The following is a 19,370-nucleotide window of genomic DNA, read 5'->3' on the forward strand; positions in this document are numbered from 1 at the left end:
CGCCCGTCAGCCGCCGGTCGCCAGGAACTGGGTGGCCGCCAGCTCCGCGTACAGCGGATCGGCGGTCACCAGTTCCCGGTGTGTGCCGACCGCGCGGACCCGCCCCGCGTCCATCACCACGATCCGGTCGGCCGTCGTCACCGTCGACAACCGGTGCGCGACGACCAGCACCGTGGTCGTCCGGGCCACCTCCGTCACGGTGTCGCGCAGCGCGGCCTCGTTGACCGCGTCCAGCTGCGAGGTCGCCTCGTCGAGCAGCAGCAGCCGGGGACGGCGCAGCAGTGCCCGGGCGATGGCCACCCGCTGACGCTCGCCCCCCGACAGCTTGGTGCCGCGGTGGCCGACCAGTGTCTCCAGCCCGTTCGGCAGCCGTTCCACCAGACCGTCGAGACGCGTCGTCTTCAGCACGGTGGTGAGGGCGCCCTCGTCCGCCTCCGGATGGCCCAGCAGCAGATTGTCCCGCAGCGAACCGGACAGCACCGGGGCGTCCTGCTCCACGTAACCGATCGCGGCCCGCAGCGCGGCCAGTTCCCACTCCCCGAGGCTCCGGCCGTCCAGCGTGATCTCCCCGGAAACCGGGTCGTAGAACCGCTCGATCAGGGAGAAGACCGTGGTCTTGCCCGCGCCGGACGGGCCGACGAACGCCGTCATCCCCCGGGCCGGCACCTCGAAGCTCACCCCGTGATGGATGTACGGCGCATCGTCGGAATAGCGGAAGCGGACGTCGCGGAAGGCCACGGACGCCGGCTGCTCACCGGGAGAGGGCAGCGGGACCGACCGGGCCGGCGGCTCCGCGGGCAGGCGCAGCGCGTCCTGGATCCGGCCCAGCGCCGCACGGCCCGTCTGGTACTGCGTGATCGCGCCCACGACCTGCTGGATCGGGGACATCAGATAGAAGACGAACAGCAGGAACGCGACCAGCGTGCCCACGTCGATCGCCCCCGTCGCCACCCGGGCACCGCCCACCGCGAGTACCGTGATGAAGGCGCTCTGCATCGCCAGCCCCGCCGTGTTGCCCGCGGCCGCCGACCACTTGGCGGCGCGCACACTCTGCCGCCAGGACTCCTCGGCGGCCTCGTGCAGCGTCCGCTCCTCCCGGGGTTCCGCACCCGACGCCTTCACCGTGCGCAGCGCCCCGAGGATGCGCTCCAGCGCGGCGCCCATCACCCCCACCGCGTCCTGCGCCTGCCGGCTCGCGCGGTTGATGCGGGGCACGATCAGACCGAGCACCGTGCCCGCCCCCACGACCACCGCCAGCGTCACCCCGAGCAGCACCGGATCGACGACGCCCATCATCACCAGCGTCGCCACCAGCGTGAGCCCGCCGGTGCCGAGGCCGATGAGGGAGTCGGTGGTGACCTCGCGCAGCAGGGTCGTGTCGGAGGTGATCCGGGCCATCAGATCACCGGGCTCGGTGCGGTCCACCGCCGTGATGCGCAGCCGCAGCAGATACGACGCCAGGGTCCGCCGCGCCCCGAGCACCACCGACTCCGCGGTGCGCCGCAGCACGTACGAACCCAGCGCGCCCAGCGCCGTGTTCGCGACCACCAGACCCGACATGGCCAGCAGCGCCCCGGTGATGGCCCGGTCGTGCGACAGGTCGTCGATCAGCTCCCGCGCCACCAGCGGCAGCAACAGCCCCGTCGCGCCGGTGACCAGGGAGAGCAGGGCGCCCGCGAACAGGGCCGTGCGATGCGGCCGTACGTAGGACAGCAGCAGCCGCCAGGCTGGTGTACCGGTCTCCGGCTCTGCGGTGGTCACGTCGCTCCTTCGGCACGTGGACGGGGCACTCAGGCTACGTCGGCGCCCGGCCGCCCGGACCGCCGGTGTACGGGTGCCCGTGCCGCCGGCGCCCCGGCGGCCGGCCGCACCCCGAGAACCGCCCTGTCACCTGCCCGTTTCCGATCACCAGCGCGTAGGGTCTGGGGGAACGTTGAACGGCCGAGGAAGGGGTCAGGAGCATGGCGCAGGAAGTACGCGGTGTGATCGCGCCGGGCAAGGACGAGCCGGTACGGATCGAGACGATCGTCGTGCCGGACCCCGGCCCGGGCGAGGCCGTGGTCAAGATCCAGGCCTGCGGGGTGTGCCACACCGACCTGCACTACAAGCAGGGCGGCATCAACGACGAGTTCCCCTTCCTGCTCGGGCACGAGGCCGCGGGCGTGGTCGAGTCGGTCGGCGCCGGTGTCACCGACGTCGCCCCCGGCGACTTCGTGATCCTCAACTGGCGTGCCGTCTGCGGCAAGTGCCGGGCCTGTCTGCGCGGCCGGCCCTGGTACTGCTTCGACACCCACAACGCCGAGCAGAAGATGACCCTGGCCTCGACCGGCCAGGAACTCTCCCCGGCCCTCGGCATCGGCGCCTTCGCCGAGAAGACCCTGGTCGCCGCCGGACAGTGCACCAAGGTCGACCCGGGCGTCTCCGCCGAGGTGGCCGGACTCCTCGGCTGCGGCGTGATGGCCGGCATCGGCGCCGCCATCAACACCGGCAACGTCGGCCGCGGGGACTCCGTCGCCGTCATCGGCTGCGGCGGCGTCGGCGACGCGGCGATCGCCGGGTCCTTCCTGGCGGGCGCGTCGAAGGTCATCGCCGTGGACATCGACGACCGCAAGCTGGAGACCGCCCGCTCCATGGGCGCCACCCACACCGTCAACTCCCGCGAGACCGACCCCGTCGAGGCGATCCGCGAACTGACCGGCGGCTTCGGCGCCGACGTCGTCATCGAGGCCGTCGGCCGCCCGGAGACCTACCGGCAGGCGTTCTACGCCCGCGACCTGGCCGGCACCGTCGTCCTCGTCGGCGTCCCGACCCCCGAGATGAAACTGGAGCTGCCGCTCCTGGACGTGTTCGGCCGCGGCGGCTCGCTCAAGTCGTCCTGGTACGGCGACTGCCTGCCCTCCCGCGACTTCCCGATGCTGATCGACCTCCACCTCCAGGGCCGCCTGGACCTCGGCAAGTTCGTCACCGAGACCATCCGCCTCGACCAGGTGGAGCAGGCCTTCGACCGCATGCACGGCGGCGACGTGCTGCGCTCGGTGGTGGTGCTCTGATGGCCCCCCGCATCGAACGCCTCGTCACCTCGGGACAGTTCAGCCTCGACGGCGGCACCTGGGACGTCGACAACAACGTCTGGCTCGTCGGCGACGACCACGAGGTCGTCGTCATCGACGCCGCCCACGACGCCGACGCCATCGCCGAAGCCGTCGGGGACCGGCGGCTCACCGCCATCGTGTGCACCCACGCCCACAACGACCACGTCAATGCCGCGCCCGCGCTCGCCGAGCGCACCGGCGCCACCATCTGGCTGCACCGCGACGACCTGCCTCTGTGGCGGCAGACCCACCCCGACCGGGACCCGGACGCCTGGCTGACCGACGACCTCGTCATCGAGGCCGCCGGCGCCGACCTGACCGTCCTGCACACCCCGGGCCACGCACCCGGCGCGGTCTGCCTCCACGACCCGGGCCTCGGCACCGTCTTCACCGGCGACACCCTGTTCCAGGGCGGTCCCGGCGCGACCGGCCGCTCCTACTCCCACTTCCCGACGATCATCGACTCGATCCGGGACAAGCTCCTGGTCCTCCCGCCCGAGACGGAGGTCCGCACCGGGCACGGCGACTCCACGACCATCGGCGCCGAGGCCCCGCACCTGGAGGAGTGGATCAAGCGCGGACACTGACCCGCCCGGGGCGGTCCGCCCCCGCGACCGCCCCGGACACGCGCGGTAAAGGTGACAGAAGATGTCCGGCTTCCGAGGCACCCTCGAACACGACATCGCCCGCGCGGGACATGTACCCGTGCGGGACGTGAGGGAGAGGGAACGGAAGCCGGACATGACAGGATCACCGAAGGGTCCGCTGGCGGGCAGGGTCGCACTGGTCGCCGGGGCGACCCGCGGCGCGGGACGGGGCATCGCCGTCGAACTGGGCGCGGCCGGCGCCACCGTCTACGTCACCGGCCGCAGCACCCGCGCCCGGCGCTCGGAGTACGACCGCCCCGAGACCGTCGAGGACACCGCCGACCTGGTCACCGAGGCGGGCGGCCACGGCATCGCCGTACCCGTCGACCACCTTGACCCGGCACAGGTCGCCGGCCTCGTCGACCGCATCGCCAGCGAACAGGCCCGCCTCGACGTCCTGGTCAACGACATCTGGGGCGGCGAGCACCTCTTCGAGTGGGACAGCCCCGTCTGGGAGCACGACCTCGACAACGGCCTGAGGCTCCTGCGGCTCGCCGTCGAGACCCACGCCGTCACCAGCCACCACGCCCTGCCGCTGCTGCTGCGCCGCCCCGGCGGACTGGTCGTCGAGGTCACCGACGGCACCGACGCCTACAACCGCGACCACTACCGCAACTCGTTCTTCTACGACCTCGCCAAGACATCCGTCCTGCGCATGGCCTTCTCCCTCGGTCACGAACTGGGACCCCGCGGGGCGACGGCGGTCGCGGTGACCCCCGGATGGCTGCGCTCGGAGATGATGCTCGACCATTTCGGCGTACGCGAGGAGAACTGGCGCGACGCCCTCGACCGCGTCCCTCACTTCGCCATCTCCGAGACGCCCCGCTACGTCGGCCGCGCGATCACCGCCCTCGCAGCCGACCCGGGCGTGGCACGCTTCAACGGCCAGTCGCTCTCCAGTGGCGGCCTCGCCCAGGAGTACGGCTTCACCGACCTCGACGGCAGCCGCCCGGACGCCTGGCGCTACCTCGTCGAGGTCCAGGACCCGGACAAGCCCGCCGACGTCACGGGGTATCGCTGAGCGTCGGCAGGGGCAGGCGGGCGGAATGACCGGTGGGCAGACCCAGGTCGGCGCGTACGGCGGCGTAGTAGTCCGCCCGCGCGACGCGCTGCCGTTCGAGGAGGTCCCGCCACGCCTGCCGATCGCGGGTCCCGTCGCGGACGAGCCGCTCCATGTCCATGAGGACGACGACCCAGGCCCGGGCCTTCTCCACCACCTCGGGGCTGCCCAGCAGGAGCAGGGCCTCCCAGTAGGGGTCGCGGGCCGCCGTGGCCTCGGCCATCGAGACGTCGGCCTCCCGGGGCGGCAGCGGATGCGGGTGCGGATCCAGGCCGAGGGCGGACGCCCCTCGGTAGGCCAGGGTCACGGACGTCTTCACCGCCCGCGCGTAGTCCGCGTACGCCGTGAACCGCCGCTCCTGCCAGTGGGCCTCCCGTTCCCGCCGGTGTCGTGCCCGGTCACCGCGGACCACGGCGAGGTAGGAACCGAGCGCGCCGATGACGACGCCTATCAGCGCGGGGAGTTGCTGCAAGAACGCGGACATGGCCGCACGGTATCCGCCCCCGTGATCGTCGCGGTACTACCGTCTGGCCCATGACGGACACCAGGCGTTTCACCGACCACACGGCACTCGTGACGGGCGCGGCCCGGGGCATCGGCGCGGCCACCGCACGCCGGCTCGCCACGGAGGGGGCCCGGGTGCTGCTGACCGACGTGGACCTCGACGCGGCGCGGCGCACGGCGGCACACCTGACGGAACAGGGGCTGACCGTCGAGGCGTTCGCCTGCGACGTGCGGGACCGGGCGTCCGTCGAGGCGTCCGTCGCCCACGCGGTGGACACCTTCGGCGGGCTGGACGTGCTGGTCAACAACGCCTACGCCTGCACGCCCGACGTCCCGCTCTTCGAGGACGAGCCGGACGAGGCCTGGGCCCGCGACCTCGACGTCACCCTCACCGGTGCCTACCGCTGCTGCCGGGCCGCGCTGCCCCACCTCGCCGCCTCCGGGCGCGGCGCGATCGTCGGCATCGGCTCCGTCAACGGGGTCCAGGACTTCGGAAACCACGCCTACAGCGCCGCCAAGGCCGGGCTCGCCTCGCTGACCCGCACCCTCGCCGGACACGCGGCCCCACGCGGTGTCCGGGTCAACCTCGTGACGCCGGGCACCGTGCGCACCACGGCCTGGGAGGGGCGGGACGAGGAGCTCTCGGCGGTGCGGGGGCTCTATCCGCTGGGCCGGGTCGGCGAGCCCGAGGACATCGCGGCGGCCGTCGCCTTCCTCGCCTCGCACGACGCCTCCTGGATCACCGGAACCACCCTCGTCGTCGACGGCGGTCTGACCGCGGTCAACACGGGCTTCCGGCAGGCCGTGCGGGAGCTGGACGAAACGGACTGACCGGACCCGTGGGCAAGGGCCGCCCGGTGGCCCTTGTCACTGTTTCGTCGCGGCGGCGGGCGGTGCGCAACCAAAGCCGCCGGACGGCGGTCTAGCAGGCCGGGATCGCACGAAGGCGACCCTCCACTCGGCGCACCGCCTCGACGCGAAAGGCACGACGGCCATGGGGGACATACGCAGAAGGGGAGCCGTCGCTCTCGGACTCACCGCACTGGTGGCACCGCTCACACTCGCGCTCACGGCGGCACCCGCCCAGGCCGCGAGCTGCACCGCGAAGGCGGGTCCGTACCAGAAGAAGGTGGAGAAGTTCCTCGGCCGCAAGGCCGACGGCAAGCAGTCCACCGCCGACTGCAAGGCCATCCGTGCCTTCCAGACGAAGCACGGCATCACGCCCGACGCCGGCTACGCGGGGCCCATCACGTGGGGGGTGATGGACCTCATGACGAAGCAGAAGGCCGTGGGGAAGAACCCGAACAGGTCCGGCAAGTGCCCGACCAACAAGGGCCGTATCGCCTGCGTCGACCTCAGCCTCCAGCTGAGCTGGATCCAGGACGGCAGGAAGCTGGTGTACGGGCCGGTCCCGGTGCGCACCGGGCGCGACGGCTACGAGACCCGCACCGGTCTGAAGAAGGTCTACTGGCGCAACATCGACCACGTCTCGACGATCTACCACGTGCCGATGCCCTACAGCCAGTTCTTCGACGGGGGCCAGGCCTTCCACTCCGTGGGCGTCAGCATGTGGAACCCGCCGGGTTCGCACGGCTGCGTCAACATGAGGAAGGCCGACGCCAAGAAGTACTGGTCGCTGCTGAAGAAGGGCGACGACGTCTACGTGTACGGCCGCAAGCCGGGCACCTGACGGACGGGGGCGCCCGGCTCGCGCCGCGGCGCCCCACCGCCCGGGGCGAGGCGGGCCGTGTGCGGCAGGACACATCCGGTGGGAACTAACTCGCCCGTGGGTCTTGACAGATGGGAAGATCGACGTGATCAGTAACACGGTCCGATATGTCCGCTTGGCTCGTGATTACTCACATCGTCTTCACGTCGGGCGCCGTATGCTTCACATCATGTCCACCACTGTTGAACCCTCCTCCGAGCGATCGGCTGCCGAGGTCAACGAGGAGATCCGGGCCCTGTGGCTCCGGTCGGGCGGGACACTGAGCGTCGAGCAGCGCGCGGAGTACCAGCGGCTCGTCATGGAGTGGGCCAACGCGGCCCCGGAGCCCGCCACCGCCGCCTGAGCGGCGCGTCCGGGACTTCTCGCCCCCGGCCTGTCGGCATCCACGGGCCGGCCCTCGTACCGGCCCGGGTCAGTTCCACGTCGCCGAGTACTGCCGCCGGTAGGCCTTGCGGTCCTGTTCCGTCCGGATCCACCGTGTGGCCACCAGCGCCACCAGACTGCCCGCGACCACCAGCAGTCCCGGGCCCACGTTCCGGCGGTCCGTGAGCCGGGCGAGCAGGGGGGTGCCGCCGGCGCCGGTCGCCGGGGCCGACGCTCCCGCACCCGAAGCTCCCGCCCCCGCGGCACCCGTCGCCGGGGGCGCCGACGTACCCGCCGCGGCACCGTCCCGGCCGGAGACGACGAGCCGGACCCCCAGCGCCGCCATGGCCTCCGGCAGCGGCTGGAAGAACGTCGTACCGCCCTTGGCGCAGTCACCGCTGCCGCCCGACGTCACGCCGAGCGCGACGCCCTCGGAGAACATCGGTCCGCCGCTGTCCCCGGGTTCGGCGCACACATCCGTCTCGATGAGGCCGGTGACCGTCCCCTCCGGATAGTTGACCGTCGCGTCCAGCGCCGTCACCCGGCCTTCCCGCAGCCCGCTGGTGCTCCCGCTGCGGAACACCCGCTGCCCGACCGCGGGCTCACCCGTCCCCGTGATCCGTACGCCCTTGCCGCCGCCGACCGCCACCACGTCGGCGGCGTCCCCCGCCTTGCCGCCCGCGTACTCGACCAGCGAGAAGTCGTCCCCGGGGAAGCTCCCGGCGACCGTCCTGCCGATCCGACGGTCCCCCTTGCCGTCACCGAACCAGACGGAACCCGTCGGCCCGCAGTGGCCGGCGGTCAGGATGAAATCGCTCGTGCCGTCGGTCACGTTGAACCCCGCCGAGCAGCGTCCCGCCGTGGACAGGATCGGCTCCGCCCCGTTCAGGCGGGTGGTGAACACGCCCTCGGTGCGCTCCATGCGCACGAACCCGCCGATCCCCTCCGCGACACCCGTCAGCCGCGACCAGTCGGCCCCGGAGACCGTGCGGTCACCGCGCACCACCACCTCGTTCGACCGGTAGTCCAGCGCCCACGCCGTACCGGGCACCCGGGGTGCCGAACGCAGCGTCGCGGCCGCCGACCTCAGCTCGGTCATACTGTGCCGGACCTCCTTCGCCGTGGCGCCGGCCCGGCGCACCGCCTCGGCCGTGGACCCGTCCGTCACCGCGACGACCGGCCGCCCGTCGGCATCGACCCAGTGACCCGCCGTACGGTCTCCGCCCAGCCGGGCCACGAGACCGGCACCGGCGCCGGACGCGGTCTGTGCGAGGGTGCGCGGCGCGGCGGACGGGCCGGGGGGTTCGCCGGCCACCGCCCGGGTGACCATCGTCCCCCCGAGCAGCAGCCCGCCGACGGCCGCCAGCCTTGCCGCTCGCCGGACGATGCGTCGTCGTGCGTGCCTCATGCGTGTGCTCCCGAACCCGACCGCGCGGCGTCGCCGCCGCGGGGGCCTCCGGACGTCGAGCGCCCTCCTCCCTTACGGCGGCGGGTGCCACGGTGTTCACCGGCCCGGCGTCCTGTTCCCCCGTCCCGCCACGGCGTCCTATCTTGGGCCCATGACCAGCATCCCGCGGGACCCGTCCGGTGAGCCGAACCCCCTGCACGCGCTCGGCCTGGAGCAACTCCGCCGCCGTACGAGCATGAAGTGGCGCACCTACCCCGCGGACGTACTGCCGCTGTGGGTGGCCGAGATGGACGTGCCGCTCGCCGGGCCCGTCGTGCGCGCCGTCACCGACGCCATGGAACTCGGCGACACCGGCTACCCCGTCGGCACCGCCTACGCCGAGGCCCTCGCCGCCTTCGCCGGGAAGCGGTGGGGCTGGGACGACCTGGCCGTGGAGCGCACGGCGATCGTGCCCGACGTGATGCTGGGCGTCGTCGAGATGCTCAAACTGGTCACGGAGCCGGGCGATCCGGTGATCGTCAACCCGCCGGTGTACCCGCCGTTCTACGAGTTCGTCACCCACCTGGACCGGCGTGTCGTCGAGGCACCGCTCGGACCGGACCTGCGGCTCGACCTCGGGGTGCTGGAGGAGACGTTCCGGCGGGCCGTCGCGGGCGGCGGCCGGGCGGCCTTCCTGCTGTGCAGCCCGCACAACCCCACCGGCACCGTGCACACCGCCGACGAACTGGCCGCCGTCGCCGCCCTCGCCGAGCGGTACGGCGTCCGGGTCGTCGCCGACGAGATCCACGCGCCGGTCGTCACCGCCCCCGGCGCGCGGTTCGTGCCCTACCTGAGCGTGCCCGGCGCCGAGCGCGGCCTCGCGCTGATGTCGGCGTCCAAGGGCTGGAACCTGGCCGGCCTCAAGGCGGCCCTGGCACTCGCCGGGCCCGGGGCCGCCGCGGACCTGGCCCGGATGCCCGAGGAGGTCGGACACGGGCCGAGCCATATCGGCATCCTCGCCCACACCGCCGCCCTGCGCGACGGAACCGCCTGGCTGGACGCCGTGCTCGCCGGGCTCGACGAGAACCGGCGGCTGCTCACCGGCCTGCTCGCGGAGCGGCTGCCCGGGGTCGTCCACCGTCCCGGGGAGGCGACCTACCTCGCCTGGCTCGACTGCCGCGCCCTGGGTCTGGGCGACGACCCGGCGGAGGTCTTCCTGGACCGGGGCCGGGTGGCGCTCAGCTCCGGCATCCCCTTCGGCAGCGGCGGGGCAGGTCACGTACGGCTGAACCTGGCCACCTCGCCCGAGGTGCTCACGGAGGCGGTGCGGCGGATGGCGGCGGCCCTGGGCTGAGGGGCGGGGCAGTGGGCCGGTACGCGTCCCGGGCGCAGGCGCCTGGGACGCCCGCACGCGCCAGGGCCCGCACGCGCCAGGGCCCTTACGCGTACGGGTCTAGACTTCCGGACCATGGACGACGACGCGTCTCTGGACCGGCTCGGCTCCGGCAAGTACCTGCTGGTCACGACCTACCGCAAGAACGGCACTCCGGTCGCCACCCCGGTGTGGGTCGTGCGGGACGGCGACGCGCTCGGCGTCTGGACGGTGGCCGACTCCTGGAAGGTCAAGCGCGTCCGCAACCGTGCCGACGTCCTGGTGGGCCCCTGTGACGTGCGCGGCAGGCCGAAGGGCGACCAGGTCCCGGGGACGGCGGAGATCTGCGACCCCGCCACCACGGCCCGCTACCGCAAGCTCCTGGTCCGCAAGTACGGCGTGGTCGGTCTGCTCACCCTTCTCGGCAGCAGGCTGCGCCGGGGGCTCGACGGCACCGTGGGGATCCGCGTCACGCTGACGCCGGGACCGGCCGCCGGGAGCTGACCGGCTCTCAGGTCCAGGCCCGGTACGGCTCGTCGACCAGCTGGAAGACCGGCTCGCCCCGCACGGGGTCCTTGGCCGTGGACAGCCGCACCCGGTCACCGCTGTGGATGCCGATGAGCGGGCCCATGACCCGGCCGCGCAGCACGAAGCCCTCGGCCATCTCGATGAGGGAGACGTTGCGCGCGGCGGGGGTGTTCCGGTGCACCACGGTGGCGTGGCGCACCGTCCCGGTGCCCTCGCTCCGTTCCGTCCGCAGCTCGCTGCCGCGGCAGACCGGGCACAGCACCCGGTGGTACATGGCGGTGCCGCACCAGGTGCAGCGCTGGTAGAAGACGGCCTCGGTGTCCGAGGCCTGGCCCTTGGCTCCCCGGTCGAGCAGGCCCGTCGCGGGGCCGGCCGCCTGCTGAGCGACGTTTCCTGAGTGGTACACGCTGGTCAACTCCCTGCACTCGGGCCGGAATCCCGCGTGCGCGGTCACCGGGCACGCGTGTGCGCGGCTCACCGTGCCACCGTGCACGCACCACAGCGTATGGCACTGAGTGTCACGCGTAAAGGCACTCGGTACCCTGGATTCAGAATGCGGACTCGATCTCCCGCAGTACCTGCCACAGGGGCGTCCCGCGGCGCGCGGCCACGACCACCACGTCCTCGGGCGCCTCGCCGCGCGGCGGCACCGGCACGTCGCCGAACGCGGACTGCGCGAACGCCAGCGCGTGGTCCACCGCGGCACCCGCGTCCTCGCGTCCCTCGGAACGCAGCCAGGACCGCAGGGCGTTGTTGTGCGCCGCGACCACCGCGGCGGCGATCACGTCGGCGCGCAGGATCCCGTCCGGGCGTCCGCCCAGCCGCCCGCGCAGGTACTCGGCGAGGGCGCGCTCGTAGCGCCACACCACCGACAACTCGTAGGCGCGCAGCCCGGGGACCTTCTTGGTGAGGTGGTACCGCTGCACGGAGAACGCCGGGTTCTCGGCGTACATGCGCAGCACGAGCCGCGCCGCGTCGCACACCTGCCGCACCGGGTCGGCGTCCTCCGGGGACCGGGCCAGGAACGCCTTCATGTCGGCCAGGCACCGCTCGTGGTCGGGGAAGACCACGTCCTCCTTCGACGGGAAGTACCGGAAGAAGGACCGCCGTCCGACGCCGGCGAGGGCGACGATGTCGTCCACCGTGGTCTGTTCGTACCCGCGCTCCAGGAACAGCCGGAACGCCGCCGCGACCAGGGCGTCCCGCATCGGCGGCCGGACCTGTGCCGCGTCCGTCCCGTCCCCGCGGCGGGACGCCGCACTGCTGGTGCTCATGGAGGGGAACGTAGCAGCCCGGCGAGGTCGATGGCACTCAGTGCAGGCCAAGGAGGGAACTGAGTGCACCCGCCGGCGCGTCGGGCCGGTCGCATACGATCACTTCCGGTCAGCCCCGGAGGAGTCCCGCATGCCGTTCACCCGCCCCCGCATCCTGTACGTCACCGACCTGGGCTACCGGGCGCGCGGGCGGCGCTACTGCGACGAGGACATCTTCCTCACCTCCCGCCTGCGCGAGGAGTTCGACCTGGCCCTGTGCCATCCCCGGGACGCCGCCGCGCTGCTGGACGCCTTCGACGCCGTAGTCGTCCGCAACAGCGGTCCCGTGCAGGAGTACAAGGCCGCCTACGACGCCTTCCGCGAGCGCGCGGCCGAGTGCGGAACGCGGGTCTACAACCAGCTCACCGGCCGGGCGGACATGCTCGGCAAGCAGTACCTGCTCGACCTGACCGCGGCGGGGTTCCCGGTCATCCCCACCGTCGACCGTGCCGGGGACCTGCACCTGCTGCCGGCCGCCGAGGAGTACGTCGTCAAGCCCAGGCTCGGCGCTGACTCGGCGGGCCTGCGGATCGTTCCCGCGGGCCGCGTGCCAGAGGCGATGGGCGGCGCCGGGGACCTCCTCGTCCAGCCGCGCGTCGACTTCGCCTACGAGGTCTCCTTCTACTTCGTCGACCACGACTACCAGTACGCCCTCCACGCCCCGCACCCCGACCGCCGATGGCAGCTGGAGCCGTACGACGCCACCGTGGCCGACCTCGGCTTCGCGCGGCGGTTCGTCGAGTGGAACGGCGTCGACCACGGCATCCAGCGCGTCGACGCCTGCCGGGCGCCCGACGGCGAGCTGCTGCTGGTCGAACTGGAGGACCTCAACCCCTACCTGTCCCTGGACGCCCTCGACGAGCCGGCCCGCGACGCCTTCGTCGCCGCCCTGCGCACGGCCCTGCGCCGCCTGCTCGCCACCTGAGCGTTCCCGTTCCCGGGGCGGCCGAGCCGCCTACGATGGCCGCCATGGACGTGTTCCTGGACCGGCTCGACCCGGACATGTGCGTCGTCACGGCCGCCGCGGGCGGGAAGCGGGCCGGCTGCCTGGTCGGTTTCTCCTCGCAGTGCTCCATCCGGCCCGTGCGGTACGCCGTCTGGATCTCCGACGTCAACCGGACCTTCCGCGTCGCACGCTTGGCCGACGTCCTGGCCGTGCACCTGCTCGCCCGCGACCAGCGGGAGACGGCGGAGCTGTTCGGCGGGCGCAGCGGCGACGACGTGGACAAGTTCCGGCGGGTCCGCTGGCGGGAGGCGTACGGCGGGGCCGTCGTACTGGAGGACGCCGAGGCGTGGTTCGTCGGCCGGGTCGTGGAGCGGACCCCGGGGGGCGACCACGTCGGTTTCGTCCTCGAGCCGGTCGAGTGGGGCGGGCGGGGGAGGACCGCCGGGAGGCCGCTGCTGCGGCTCGCCGACGCCCGCACCATCCGGCCGGGGCATCCGGTGGACTGAGCCGCGCCGGCCGGTCAGCGCGCGGCGGCACCCCGCTCGGCCAGCGCCTCGGTGACCGCCCGCACACTGCGCGCGATGTGCTGCAACTGGAGGACCTCCGCTGCGTACAGCTTGATGGTGTGCTCGATGGCCGCCTCGTGCAGGCCCAGCCGCGGCAGGTCCGCACGGGCGGTCTGCAACGCGGTGCGGGCCACCCGGATCTCGTGCTCGACCTGGATCTGCGCGTGCCGGGCGAGCAGCACCGGGTGCCGGATCAGGGCCGGGTAGCCGGCGTAGCGCGCCGGCACCAGCTCGCGCAGCCATCGGGTGGCAGAGCGTTCCCAGTCGTAGCTGCCGGGGGACTTGACCTGGCAGGGCCAGTCCGGGCTGAGGCGCGTGGTCGTCAGGGTCATGATCATCGCTTCCGGGAGTGCGGCGTCGACGGGGTGGGCGACGGGTGGGGGCGGTCCCGGTCCAGGGGACGACCGGGACCGCCGCGGGCGCTCGCTCAGGCGATGCCCGACCGGAACACCCGGTGCGCCCCAGCGGGTAGGAATGCGGCGGGCCGAGGTGTTCGCGGCAGGTGCGGACGCGTTCCGGGGCGGCCGGGTCGCGATCCGTGAGCAGTATTTATATATGCCATCTGGTTTGCAAGACGTATGAAAACATTCATGCCTGCTTTGACGGGGATGGCCCCCCTCTGCGCCGACCAATTGCGGCCGCGGCGGGCCCGCGAGGCGCCCGGCTCGCCCGGCCCGCCCGGTCAGTCCCGCAGGAAGAACTGGTGCTGGTCCGCGACCTGCTCGTACTCCTCGAGCCGGGCCTGGGTCCGCTCGGGGTCCGCGTCGGTCATGGCCTGGAGCAGCGCCGCGCACATCACGCCCGGTGCCGCGTAGGAGTCGAAGACGAGCCGGGACCCCGTGCCCGTGGCGAAGGTGACGTCGGCCTCGTCCACGACCGGACCGAGCGCCAGGTCGGTGATCAGCGCCACCTTCAGCCCGGCACCGCGTGCCACCCGCACGGCGCCCAGCGTCTCGTGGGCGTGCCGGGGCATGGAGAAGGCCAGCACCCAGGTGCCGCCCGCCTCCCGGGACTGGAGCAGCGCGTCGTAGGCGACGGTGCCGCCCCGGGTCACCAGCCGCACGTCGGGATGGACGCGGCGGGCCGCGTAGGCGAAGTACTCGGCGAGCGAGACGGAGATGCGCAGGCCGAGGACGGTCAGCGGCGCGGACGCCGCCAGCTTGCGGCCGACGTCGATCACCCGGTCCGCGTCGGCGAAGTCGCGCCGAAGGTTCTCCAGGTTCTCGATCTCGGCGTCCACGGCCGCCTGGAGTTCGTTGCCCCGGTTCTCCTCGGCCGGGGAGCCGCCCCGGCCGCCCAGCGCGATCGCCTGGAGCTGCTCCCGCAGCGCGGGGTAACCGCTGAAGCCGACCGCCGAGGCGAACCGCGTCACCGACGGCTGGCTCACACCCACCCGGTCGGCCAGGTCGGTGATCGACAGGAACGCCGCCTCGGTGAGGTGCTCGATGAGGTACTGCGCGATGCGGCGCTGTCCCGGGGAGAGGCGGGGCCGGTCGAACAGCGTCCTGAGCCGGGACGTGGGGGAGAGCTCCGACTTCGGGGCCGCCCGTCCCGAGGTGATCGCCGACGCCTGGGCACGTGCCTGCTGCGGCGATGGCACGGGTGCGCCTCCTTTGTCTCCCATGTCTCCCACGGGGGTCAACATAGCTCACCCCCCGTGCCCGGCAGGGCGGACCACCGCGCCCGGAGCCGGGCCCGCGCCGCCCCGCCGGACAACCCCGCGCCCCGGACGTGGATAGCACCGCGTCCCCCGGGAACCCGCCGTCTCGGAAGGACCCGCAGACACGGACGAGGAGCCGACGTCATGACCGTCCCGGAAGAGAACCGGCCGAAGACCGACACCACCGACGACGTTCTCGAGCAGCCCCCGGGCCGGCCTGAGGGCGAGCCCCGCCCGCCCGGCGGCACCGGCCGGACCCTGCGCGAGGCCCTCGAGGAGGCGCACGTCCGCCCCGACGACTTCGACGAGAAGTGACCGCTTCAGACCGGCGTTGAGGGCGCCGGTCCCGGCGCGCACGGTGGCGGGCCCGTCATCGCGTCCGCCGGCACCACCAAATCGGCCCGGTGCCGGGTCGCGGCGACCAGCTCGGCGTTGCGCCGGTCGGGCCCGAGCGCCCACGCGGCCGCGTCGGCGGGGGACTTGCCGAAGCGCTCGTGCCGTGCCACCAGCCGCCGGACGCGCTCCGTCTCCTCCAGCTCGCAGAACCACACCTCGTCGAGTCGGGGCCGCACCCGCGCCCAGGCCCCGGTGTCCAGCAGCAGGTAGTTGCCCTCCGTCACGACCAGCCGTGCGGCGGGCGGCACCGGCAGGGCCCCGGCGACCGGCTGCTCCAGCACCCGCTCGAAACCGGGCGCGTACACGATGTCGCCGCCCGTCCCCGCACGCTCCTCGCGCAGCCGCTCCAGCAGCGCCGCGTACCCGGCGGCGTCGAAGGTGTCCGGCGCGCCCTTGCGGTCCCGGCGGCCCAGCCGGTCCAGTTCGGCGTCGGCGAGGTGGAAGCCGTCCATCGGCACGTGCGCCACCCACGGCTCGCCGCTGCCGTTCAGCTCCCGCACCAGGTGCGCGGCGAGTGTGGACTTCCCCGACCCGGGAGAGCCCGCGATACCGAGGATCGCGCGCCGTCCGTCCCTGGGGAGGCGGCGGGCGCGGGTGAGCAGGTCGTCGAACGTCAGCGGCACATCCCACAGTGTGTCACCCGATCGGACCCGCCCCCGCGGGGAACTGTGGGGGTATGACGACACAGCTCGGGCTACCCGACGACATCCAGGCCTGCCTCTTCGACCTCGACGGGGTCGTCACCAGGACGGCGGTGGTGCACGCCGCAGCCTGGAAGGCGACCTTCGACGCCTTCCTGCGCGAGCGGGACGGCGCGGACTTCCGCCCCTTCACCGACTCCGACTACGACCAGTACGTCGACGGCCGCCCCCGCGCCGGCGGCGTCCGCTCCTTCCTCGCCTCCCGCGGCGTCGAACTGCCCGAGGGCACCCCCGACGACCCCCCGGACGCGCAGACCGTCAACGGCGTCGGCAACCGCAAGAACGAACTCCTCCTGGAGAAGATCCGCACCGACGGCGTGGAACCCTACGAGGGCACGCTGCGCTACATCGACGCCGTCCGCGCCGCCGGTCTCGCCACCGCCATCGTCTCCTCCAGCGCCAACACCCGGGACGTGCTGCGCTCCATCGACGCCGAGCGGCTGTTCGACGTGCGGATCGACGGCGTGGTGGCCAGGGAACGGAAGCTGCCCGGCAAACCACACCCCGACACCTTCCTCGCCGCCGCCCGGGACCTCGGCGTCGAGGCCGCCCGCGCCGCCGTCTTCGAGGACGCGCTGGCCGGCATGGACGCGGGCCGCTCCGGGCACTTCGGCTACGTCGTCGGCGTCGACCGCGTCGGCCAGACCGACGCCCTCTACGCCCACGGCGCCGACCGCGTCGTCAAGGACCTCGCCGAGCTGGGAGGCCACGCGTGATCACCAACCGGACGTACACCGTGGAGCCCTGGCGGGTGCGCGAGACCGCCCTCAACCTCGACCTCCTCGCGCAGAGCGAGTCCGTCTTCGCCCTGTCCAACGGGCACGTCGGCTGGCGCGGCAACCTCGACGAGGGCGAACCGCACGGCCTGCCCGGCAGCTACCTCAACGGCGTCTACGAACTCCACCCGCTGCCCTACGCCGAGGCGGGCTACGGCTACCCCGAGTCGGGCCAGACCGCCATCAACGTCACCAACGGCAAGCTGCTGCGGCTGCTGGTCGACGACGAGCCCTTCGACCTGCGCTACGGGCGGCTCGGCAAGCACGAGCGGACCCTGGACCTCAGGCGCGGCGTCCTCGAGCGGACCTGCGAGTGGACCTCCCCGGCCGGCACGACCGTCCGGGTGCGCTCCACCCGCCTGGTCTCCCTCACCCAGCGCGCCATCGCCGCCGTGGAGTACGAGGTCGAACCCGTCGACAGCCGCACCCGGGTGGTCATCCAGTCGGAGCTGGTCACCAACGAGAGCCTGCCCTCCGCCGACGGCGACCCGAGGACCGCCAAGGCGCTCCAGTCCCCACTGGAGCCGGAGGAGGACCTGGCCATGGGGTCGCGGCTGCGGCTGGTCCACCGCACCCGGCGCAGCGGCCTGCGGGTCGCCGTGGCCGCCGACCACGTCGTCGACGCCCCCGGCGAGATCACCACCAGCAGCGAGAGCAACGCCGACGTGTCCCGCCTCACCATCACCTCCGTCCTGGACCCGGGGCAGCGGCTGCGGGTGCAGAAGACCGTCGCCCACGGCTGGTCGGGCGCCCGCTCCCGGCCCGCGATGAGCGACCAGGTGGAGGCGGCGCTGGCCGCCGCCGCACACGGCGGCTGGGACGGGCTCGTGGCCGAACAGCGGGACTACCTCGACGACTTCTGGGCCCGCGCGGACGTCGAGGTGCACGGCGACGAGGAGATCCAGCAGGCCGTCCGCTTCGCCCTGTTCCACGTGCTTCAGGCCGGGGCCCGCGCCGAGCAGCGCGCGATTCCGGCCAAGGGACTGACCGGTTCCGGATACGACGGCCACGCGTTCTGGGACACCGAGATGTTCGTGCTGCCCCTGCTCACCTACACCGCGCCCAAGGCCGTCGCCGAGGCGCTGCGCTGGCGGCAGGCCACCCTGCCCGCCGCCCGCGACCGCGCCGCCCAGCTCGGGCTGCGCGGCGCCGCCTTCCCGTGGCGGACCATCGACGGCTCGGAGGGCTCCGCGTACTGGCCGGCCGGCACGGCCGCCTTCCACGTGGCCGCCGACATCGCCCACGCCGCGGTGCGCTACACGGCGGCCACCGGCGACATCGACTTCGAACGCGAGACCGCCCTGGAACTCCTGGTGGAGACCGCCCGGTTGTGGCGCTCCCTGGGCCACCACGACCACCACGGCGTCTTCCACATCGACGGCATCACCGGACCGGACGAGTACAGCGCCGTCGTCGACGACAACACGTACACCAACCTGATGGCGCGCGCCAACCTCCTCGCCGCCGCCGACGTGTGCGAACGCCACCCGGAGGAGGCGACCCGGCTCGGCGTCGACGAGGAGGAGAGCGCCGCCTGGCGGGACGCCGCCGAGGCCGTGCACATCCCGTACAACGAGGAGATCGGCGTCCACGAGCAGCACGCCGGCTTCACCCGCCACCAGCGCTGGGACTTCGCACGCACAGGCGCCGACCAGTACCCGCTGATGCTGCACTTCCCCTACTTCGACATCTACCGCAAACAGGTGATCAAGCAGTCCGACCTGGTGCTGGCCATGTACACCTGCGGCAGCTGGTTCGACGCCCACTGCGACGACGACCAGATGGCCGCGAACTTCGCCTACTACGAGCCGCTGACCGTACGGGACTCCTCCCTGTCCGCCTGCTGCCAGGCCGTCGTCGCCGCCCAGACGGGACATCTGCGGCTGGCCTACGACTACGCCACCGAGGCCGCCCTGATGGACCTCGCGGACCTGGAGCACAACACCCGCGACGGACTCCACATCGCCTCGCTGGCCGGTACGTGGATGGCGCTGGTCGCCGGGTTCGGCGGCACCCGGCGGGACGGCGACAGCCTGCGCTTCACGCCCCGCCTGCCCGAGAAGTTCAGCCGCCTCGCCTTCCGGCTCCAGTTCCGGGGCCGGTGCCTTCAGGTGGAGATCGGCCCCGACCGGGCGTCGTACTCGCTGCTGGGCGGACCGCCCCTGACGATCCATCACCACGGCACCGAGGTGCACGTGAACGGAGACGGGCCCGTTACGCTCGGCATCACCGCGCCGAAGTGGCGGCCCACGCCCGAACAGCCCCCGCACCGCCGGCCGGGCGTCGGCGACCGTTCGGTCCCCGGCGACGGATGAGACCCGGCGACTGGC

General features: G+C 73.1%; 21 protein-coding genes. 13 read left to right on the plus strand and 8 right to left on the minus strand.

Annotated features, from left to right (window positions below):
* Positions 1-6 precede the first annotated feature (6 nt).
* Positions 7-1,761, minus strand: coding sequence for an ABC transporter ATP-binding protein (locus Sco07f_RS18145; RefSeq protein WP_108988428.1), 1,755 nt, complete (start codon positions 1,759-1,761; stop codon positions 7-9).
* 200 nt (positions 1,762-1,961) lie between these two features.
* Between Sco07f_RS18145 and Sco07f_RS18150 the strand changes: the two genes are divergently transcribed.
* The 3 genes from Sco07f_RS18150 (at position 1,962) to Sco07f_RS18160 (ending at position 4,760) form a co-directional block, all read left to right on the plus strand.
* A complete protein-coding gene (locus Sco07f_RS18150; protein ID WP_007389411.1) occupies positions 1,962-3,050 on the plus strand; it encodes an S-(hydroxymethyl)mycothiol dehydrogenase in 1,089 nt (362 codons plus the stop codon).
* On the plus strand, positions 3,050-3,679 hold the full coding sequence (locus Sco07f_RS18155) for an MBL fold metallo-hydrolase (protein WP_007389412.1): 630 nt from the start codon (positions 3,050-3,052) through the stop codon (positions 3,677-3,679). Before Sco07f_RS18150 ends, Sco07f_RS18155 begins: the two co-directional genes overlap by 1 nt.
* A gap of 154 nt (positions 3,680-3,833) precedes the next feature.
* Positions 3,834-4,760 (plus strand): SDR family oxidoreductase, encoded by a 927-nt coding sequence (locus Sco07f_RS18160; protein ID WP_007389413.1) that lies wholly within the window; start codon positions 3,834-3,836, stop codon positions 4,758-4,760.
* On the opposite strand, the gene Sco07f_RS18165 is transcribed toward Sco07f_RS18160, so the two are convergent.
* The gene (locus tag Sco07f_RS18165) at positions 4,744-5,283 is read right to left on the minus strand and encodes a hypothetical protein (RefSeq protein WP_007389403.1); all 540 of its coding nucleotides are present in this window, start codon (positions 5,281-5,283) and stop codon (positions 4,744-4,746) included. The genes Sco07f_RS18160 and Sco07f_RS18165 overlap by 17 nt on opposite strands.
* A gap of 50 nt (positions 5,284-5,333) precedes the next feature.
* On the opposite strand from Sco07f_RS18165, the gene Sco07f_RS18170 reads away from it, so the two are divergent.
* The 3 genes from Sco07f_RS18170 to Sco07f_RS18180 all read left to right on the plus strand — a co-directional run bounded on the left by Sco07f_RS18170 (position 5,334) and on the right by Sco07f_RS18180 (position 7,375).
* A complete protein-coding gene (locus Sco07f_RS18170) occupies positions 5,334-6,134 on the plus strand; it encodes an SDR family NAD(P)-dependent oxidoreductase (protein ID WP_108988429.1) in 801 nt (266 codons plus the stop codon).
* Between the two features lie 163 nt (positions 6,135-6,297).
* Positions 6,298-6,993: a L,D-transpeptidase family protein gene (locus tag Sco07f_RS18175; protein WP_007389415.1), complete on the plus strand. Its 696-nt coding sequence runs from the start codon at positions 6,298-6,300 to the stop codon at positions 6,991-6,993.
* Between the two features lie 196 nt (positions 6,994-7,189).
* Complete coding sequence (locus Sco07f_RS18180; RefSeq protein ID WP_007389416.1) at positions 7,190-7,375, plus strand: hypothetical protein; 186 nt, start codon at positions 7,190-7,192, stop codon at positions 7,373-7,375.
* A gap of 69 nt (positions 7,376-7,444) precedes the next feature.
* Here the strand turns inward: Sco07f_RS18180 and Sco07f_RS18185 are convergent, their stop codons facing one another.
* On the minus strand, positions 7,445-8,803 hold the full coding sequence (locus Sco07f_RS18185; RefSeq protein WP_108988430.1) for a S1 family peptidase: 1,359 nt from the start codon (positions 8,801-8,803) through the stop codon (positions 7,445-7,447).
* A 151-nt stretch (positions 8,804-8,954) separates the two neighbouring features.
* Between Sco07f_RS18185 and Sco07f_RS18190 the strand changes: the two genes are divergently transcribed.
* Together Sco07f_RS18190 and Sco07f_RS18195 are read left to right on the plus strand one after the other, a co-directional pair.
* Positions 8,955-10,136: a MalY/PatB family protein gene (locus tag Sco07f_RS18190; protein WP_007390292.1), complete on the plus strand. Its 1,182-nt coding sequence runs from the start codon at positions 8,955-8,957 to the stop codon at positions 10,134-10,136.
* Positions 10,137-10,250: 114 nt separating this feature from the next.
* A complete protein-coding gene (locus tag Sco07f_RS18195; protein WP_087788438.1) occupies positions 10,251-10,658 on the plus strand; it encodes a PPOX class F420-dependent oxidoreductase in 408 nt (135 codons plus the stop codon).
* Between the two features lie 7 nt (positions 10,659-10,665).
* Here the strand turns inward: Sco07f_RS18195 and Sco07f_RS18200 are convergent, their stop codons facing one another.
* Both Sco07f_RS18200 and Sco07f_RS18205 read right to left on the minus strand, forming a co-directional pair.
* The gene (locus tag Sco07f_RS18200; protein WP_007389417.1) at positions 10,666-11,088 is read right to left on the minus strand and encodes a Zn-ribbon domain-containing OB-fold protein; all 423 of its coding nucleotides are present in this window, start codon (positions 11,086-11,088) and stop codon (positions 10,666-10,668) included.
* A 142-nt stretch (positions 11,089-11,230) separates the two neighbouring features.
* Positions 11,231-11,956, minus strand: coding sequence for a TetR family transcriptional regulator (locus Sco07f_RS18205; protein ID WP_108988431.1), 726 nt, complete (start codon positions 11,954-11,956; stop codon positions 11,231-11,233).
* A gap of 130 nt (positions 11,957-12,086) precedes the next feature.
* Between Sco07f_RS18205 and Sco07f_RS18210 the strand changes: the two genes are divergently transcribed.
* Together Sco07f_RS18210 and Sco07f_RS18215 are read left to right on the plus strand one after the other, a co-directional pair.
* Positions 12,087-12,920, plus strand: coding sequence for an ATP-grasp domain-containing protein (locus tag Sco07f_RS18210; protein ID WP_174855382.1), 834 nt, complete (start codon positions 12,087-12,089; stop codon positions 12,918-12,920).
* 35 nt (positions 12,921-12,955) lie between these two features.
* A complete protein-coding gene (locus Sco07f_RS18215; RefSeq protein ID WP_108988433.1) occupies positions 12,956-13,447 on the plus strand; it encodes a flavin reductase family protein in 492 nt (163 codons plus the stop codon).
* Between the two features lie 14 nt (positions 13,448-13,461).
* Here the strand turns inward: Sco07f_RS18215 and Sco07f_RS18220 are convergent, their stop codons facing one another.
* Together Sco07f_RS18220 and Sco07f_RS18225 are read right to left on the minus strand one after the other, a co-directional pair.
* Positions 13,462-13,845: a hypothetical protein gene (locus tag Sco07f_RS18220; RefSeq protein ID WP_174855383.1), complete on the minus strand. Its 384-nt coding sequence runs from the start codon at positions 13,843-13,845 to the stop codon at positions 13,462-13,464.
* 344 nt (positions 13,846-14,189) lie between these two features.
* The gene (locus Sco07f_RS18225) at positions 14,190-15,107 is read right to left on the minus strand and encodes a MurR/RpiR family transcriptional regulator (RefSeq protein ID WP_054101186.1); all 918 of its coding nucleotides are present in this window, start codon (positions 15,105-15,107) and stop codon (positions 14,190-14,192) included.
* A gap of 204 nt (positions 15,108-15,311) precedes the next feature.
* Here Sco07f_RS18225 and Sco07f_RS40145 point away from each other — a divergent pair, with 204 nt between their 5' ends.
* Positions 15,312-15,482: a hypothetical protein gene (locus tag Sco07f_RS40145; protein ID WP_167468136.1), complete on the plus strand. Its 171-nt coding sequence runs from the start codon at positions 15,312-15,314 to the stop codon at positions 15,480-15,482.
* A gap of 5 nt (positions 15,483-15,487) precedes the next feature.
* Here the strand turns inward: Sco07f_RS40145 and Sco07f_RS18230 are convergent, their stop codons facing one another.
* A complete protein-coding gene (locus Sco07f_RS18230; protein WP_108988434.1) occupies positions 15,488-16,186 on the minus strand; it encodes a nucleoside/nucleotide kinase family protein in 699 nt (232 codons plus the stop codon).
* A 53-nt stretch (positions 16,187-16,239) separates the two neighbouring features.
* On the opposite strand from Sco07f_RS18230, the gene Sco07f_RS18235 reads away from it, so the two are divergent.
* On the plus strand, positions 16,240-16,980 hold the full coding sequence (locus Sco07f_RS18235) for a beta-phosphoglucomutase family hydrolase (protein ID WP_108988435.1): 741 nt from the start codon (positions 16,240-16,242) through the stop codon (positions 16,978-16,980).
* Positions 16,977-19,355, plus strand: coding sequence for a glycoside hydrolase family 65 protein (locus Sco07f_RS18240; protein WP_087788432.1), 2,379 nt, complete (start codon positions 16,977-16,979; stop codon positions 19,353-19,355). The genes Sco07f_RS18235 and Sco07f_RS18240 overlap by 4 nt, the downstream gene beginning before the upstream one ends.
* The last annotated feature ends 15 nt before the right edge of the window (positions 19,356-19,370 follow it).

Origin of the sequence: Streptomyces coelicoflavus (assembly GCF_003112555.1) — a bacterium.
Lineage (GTDB): Bacteria > Actinomycetota > Actinomycetes > Streptomycetales > Streptomycetaceae > Streptomyces > Streptomyces coelicoflavus.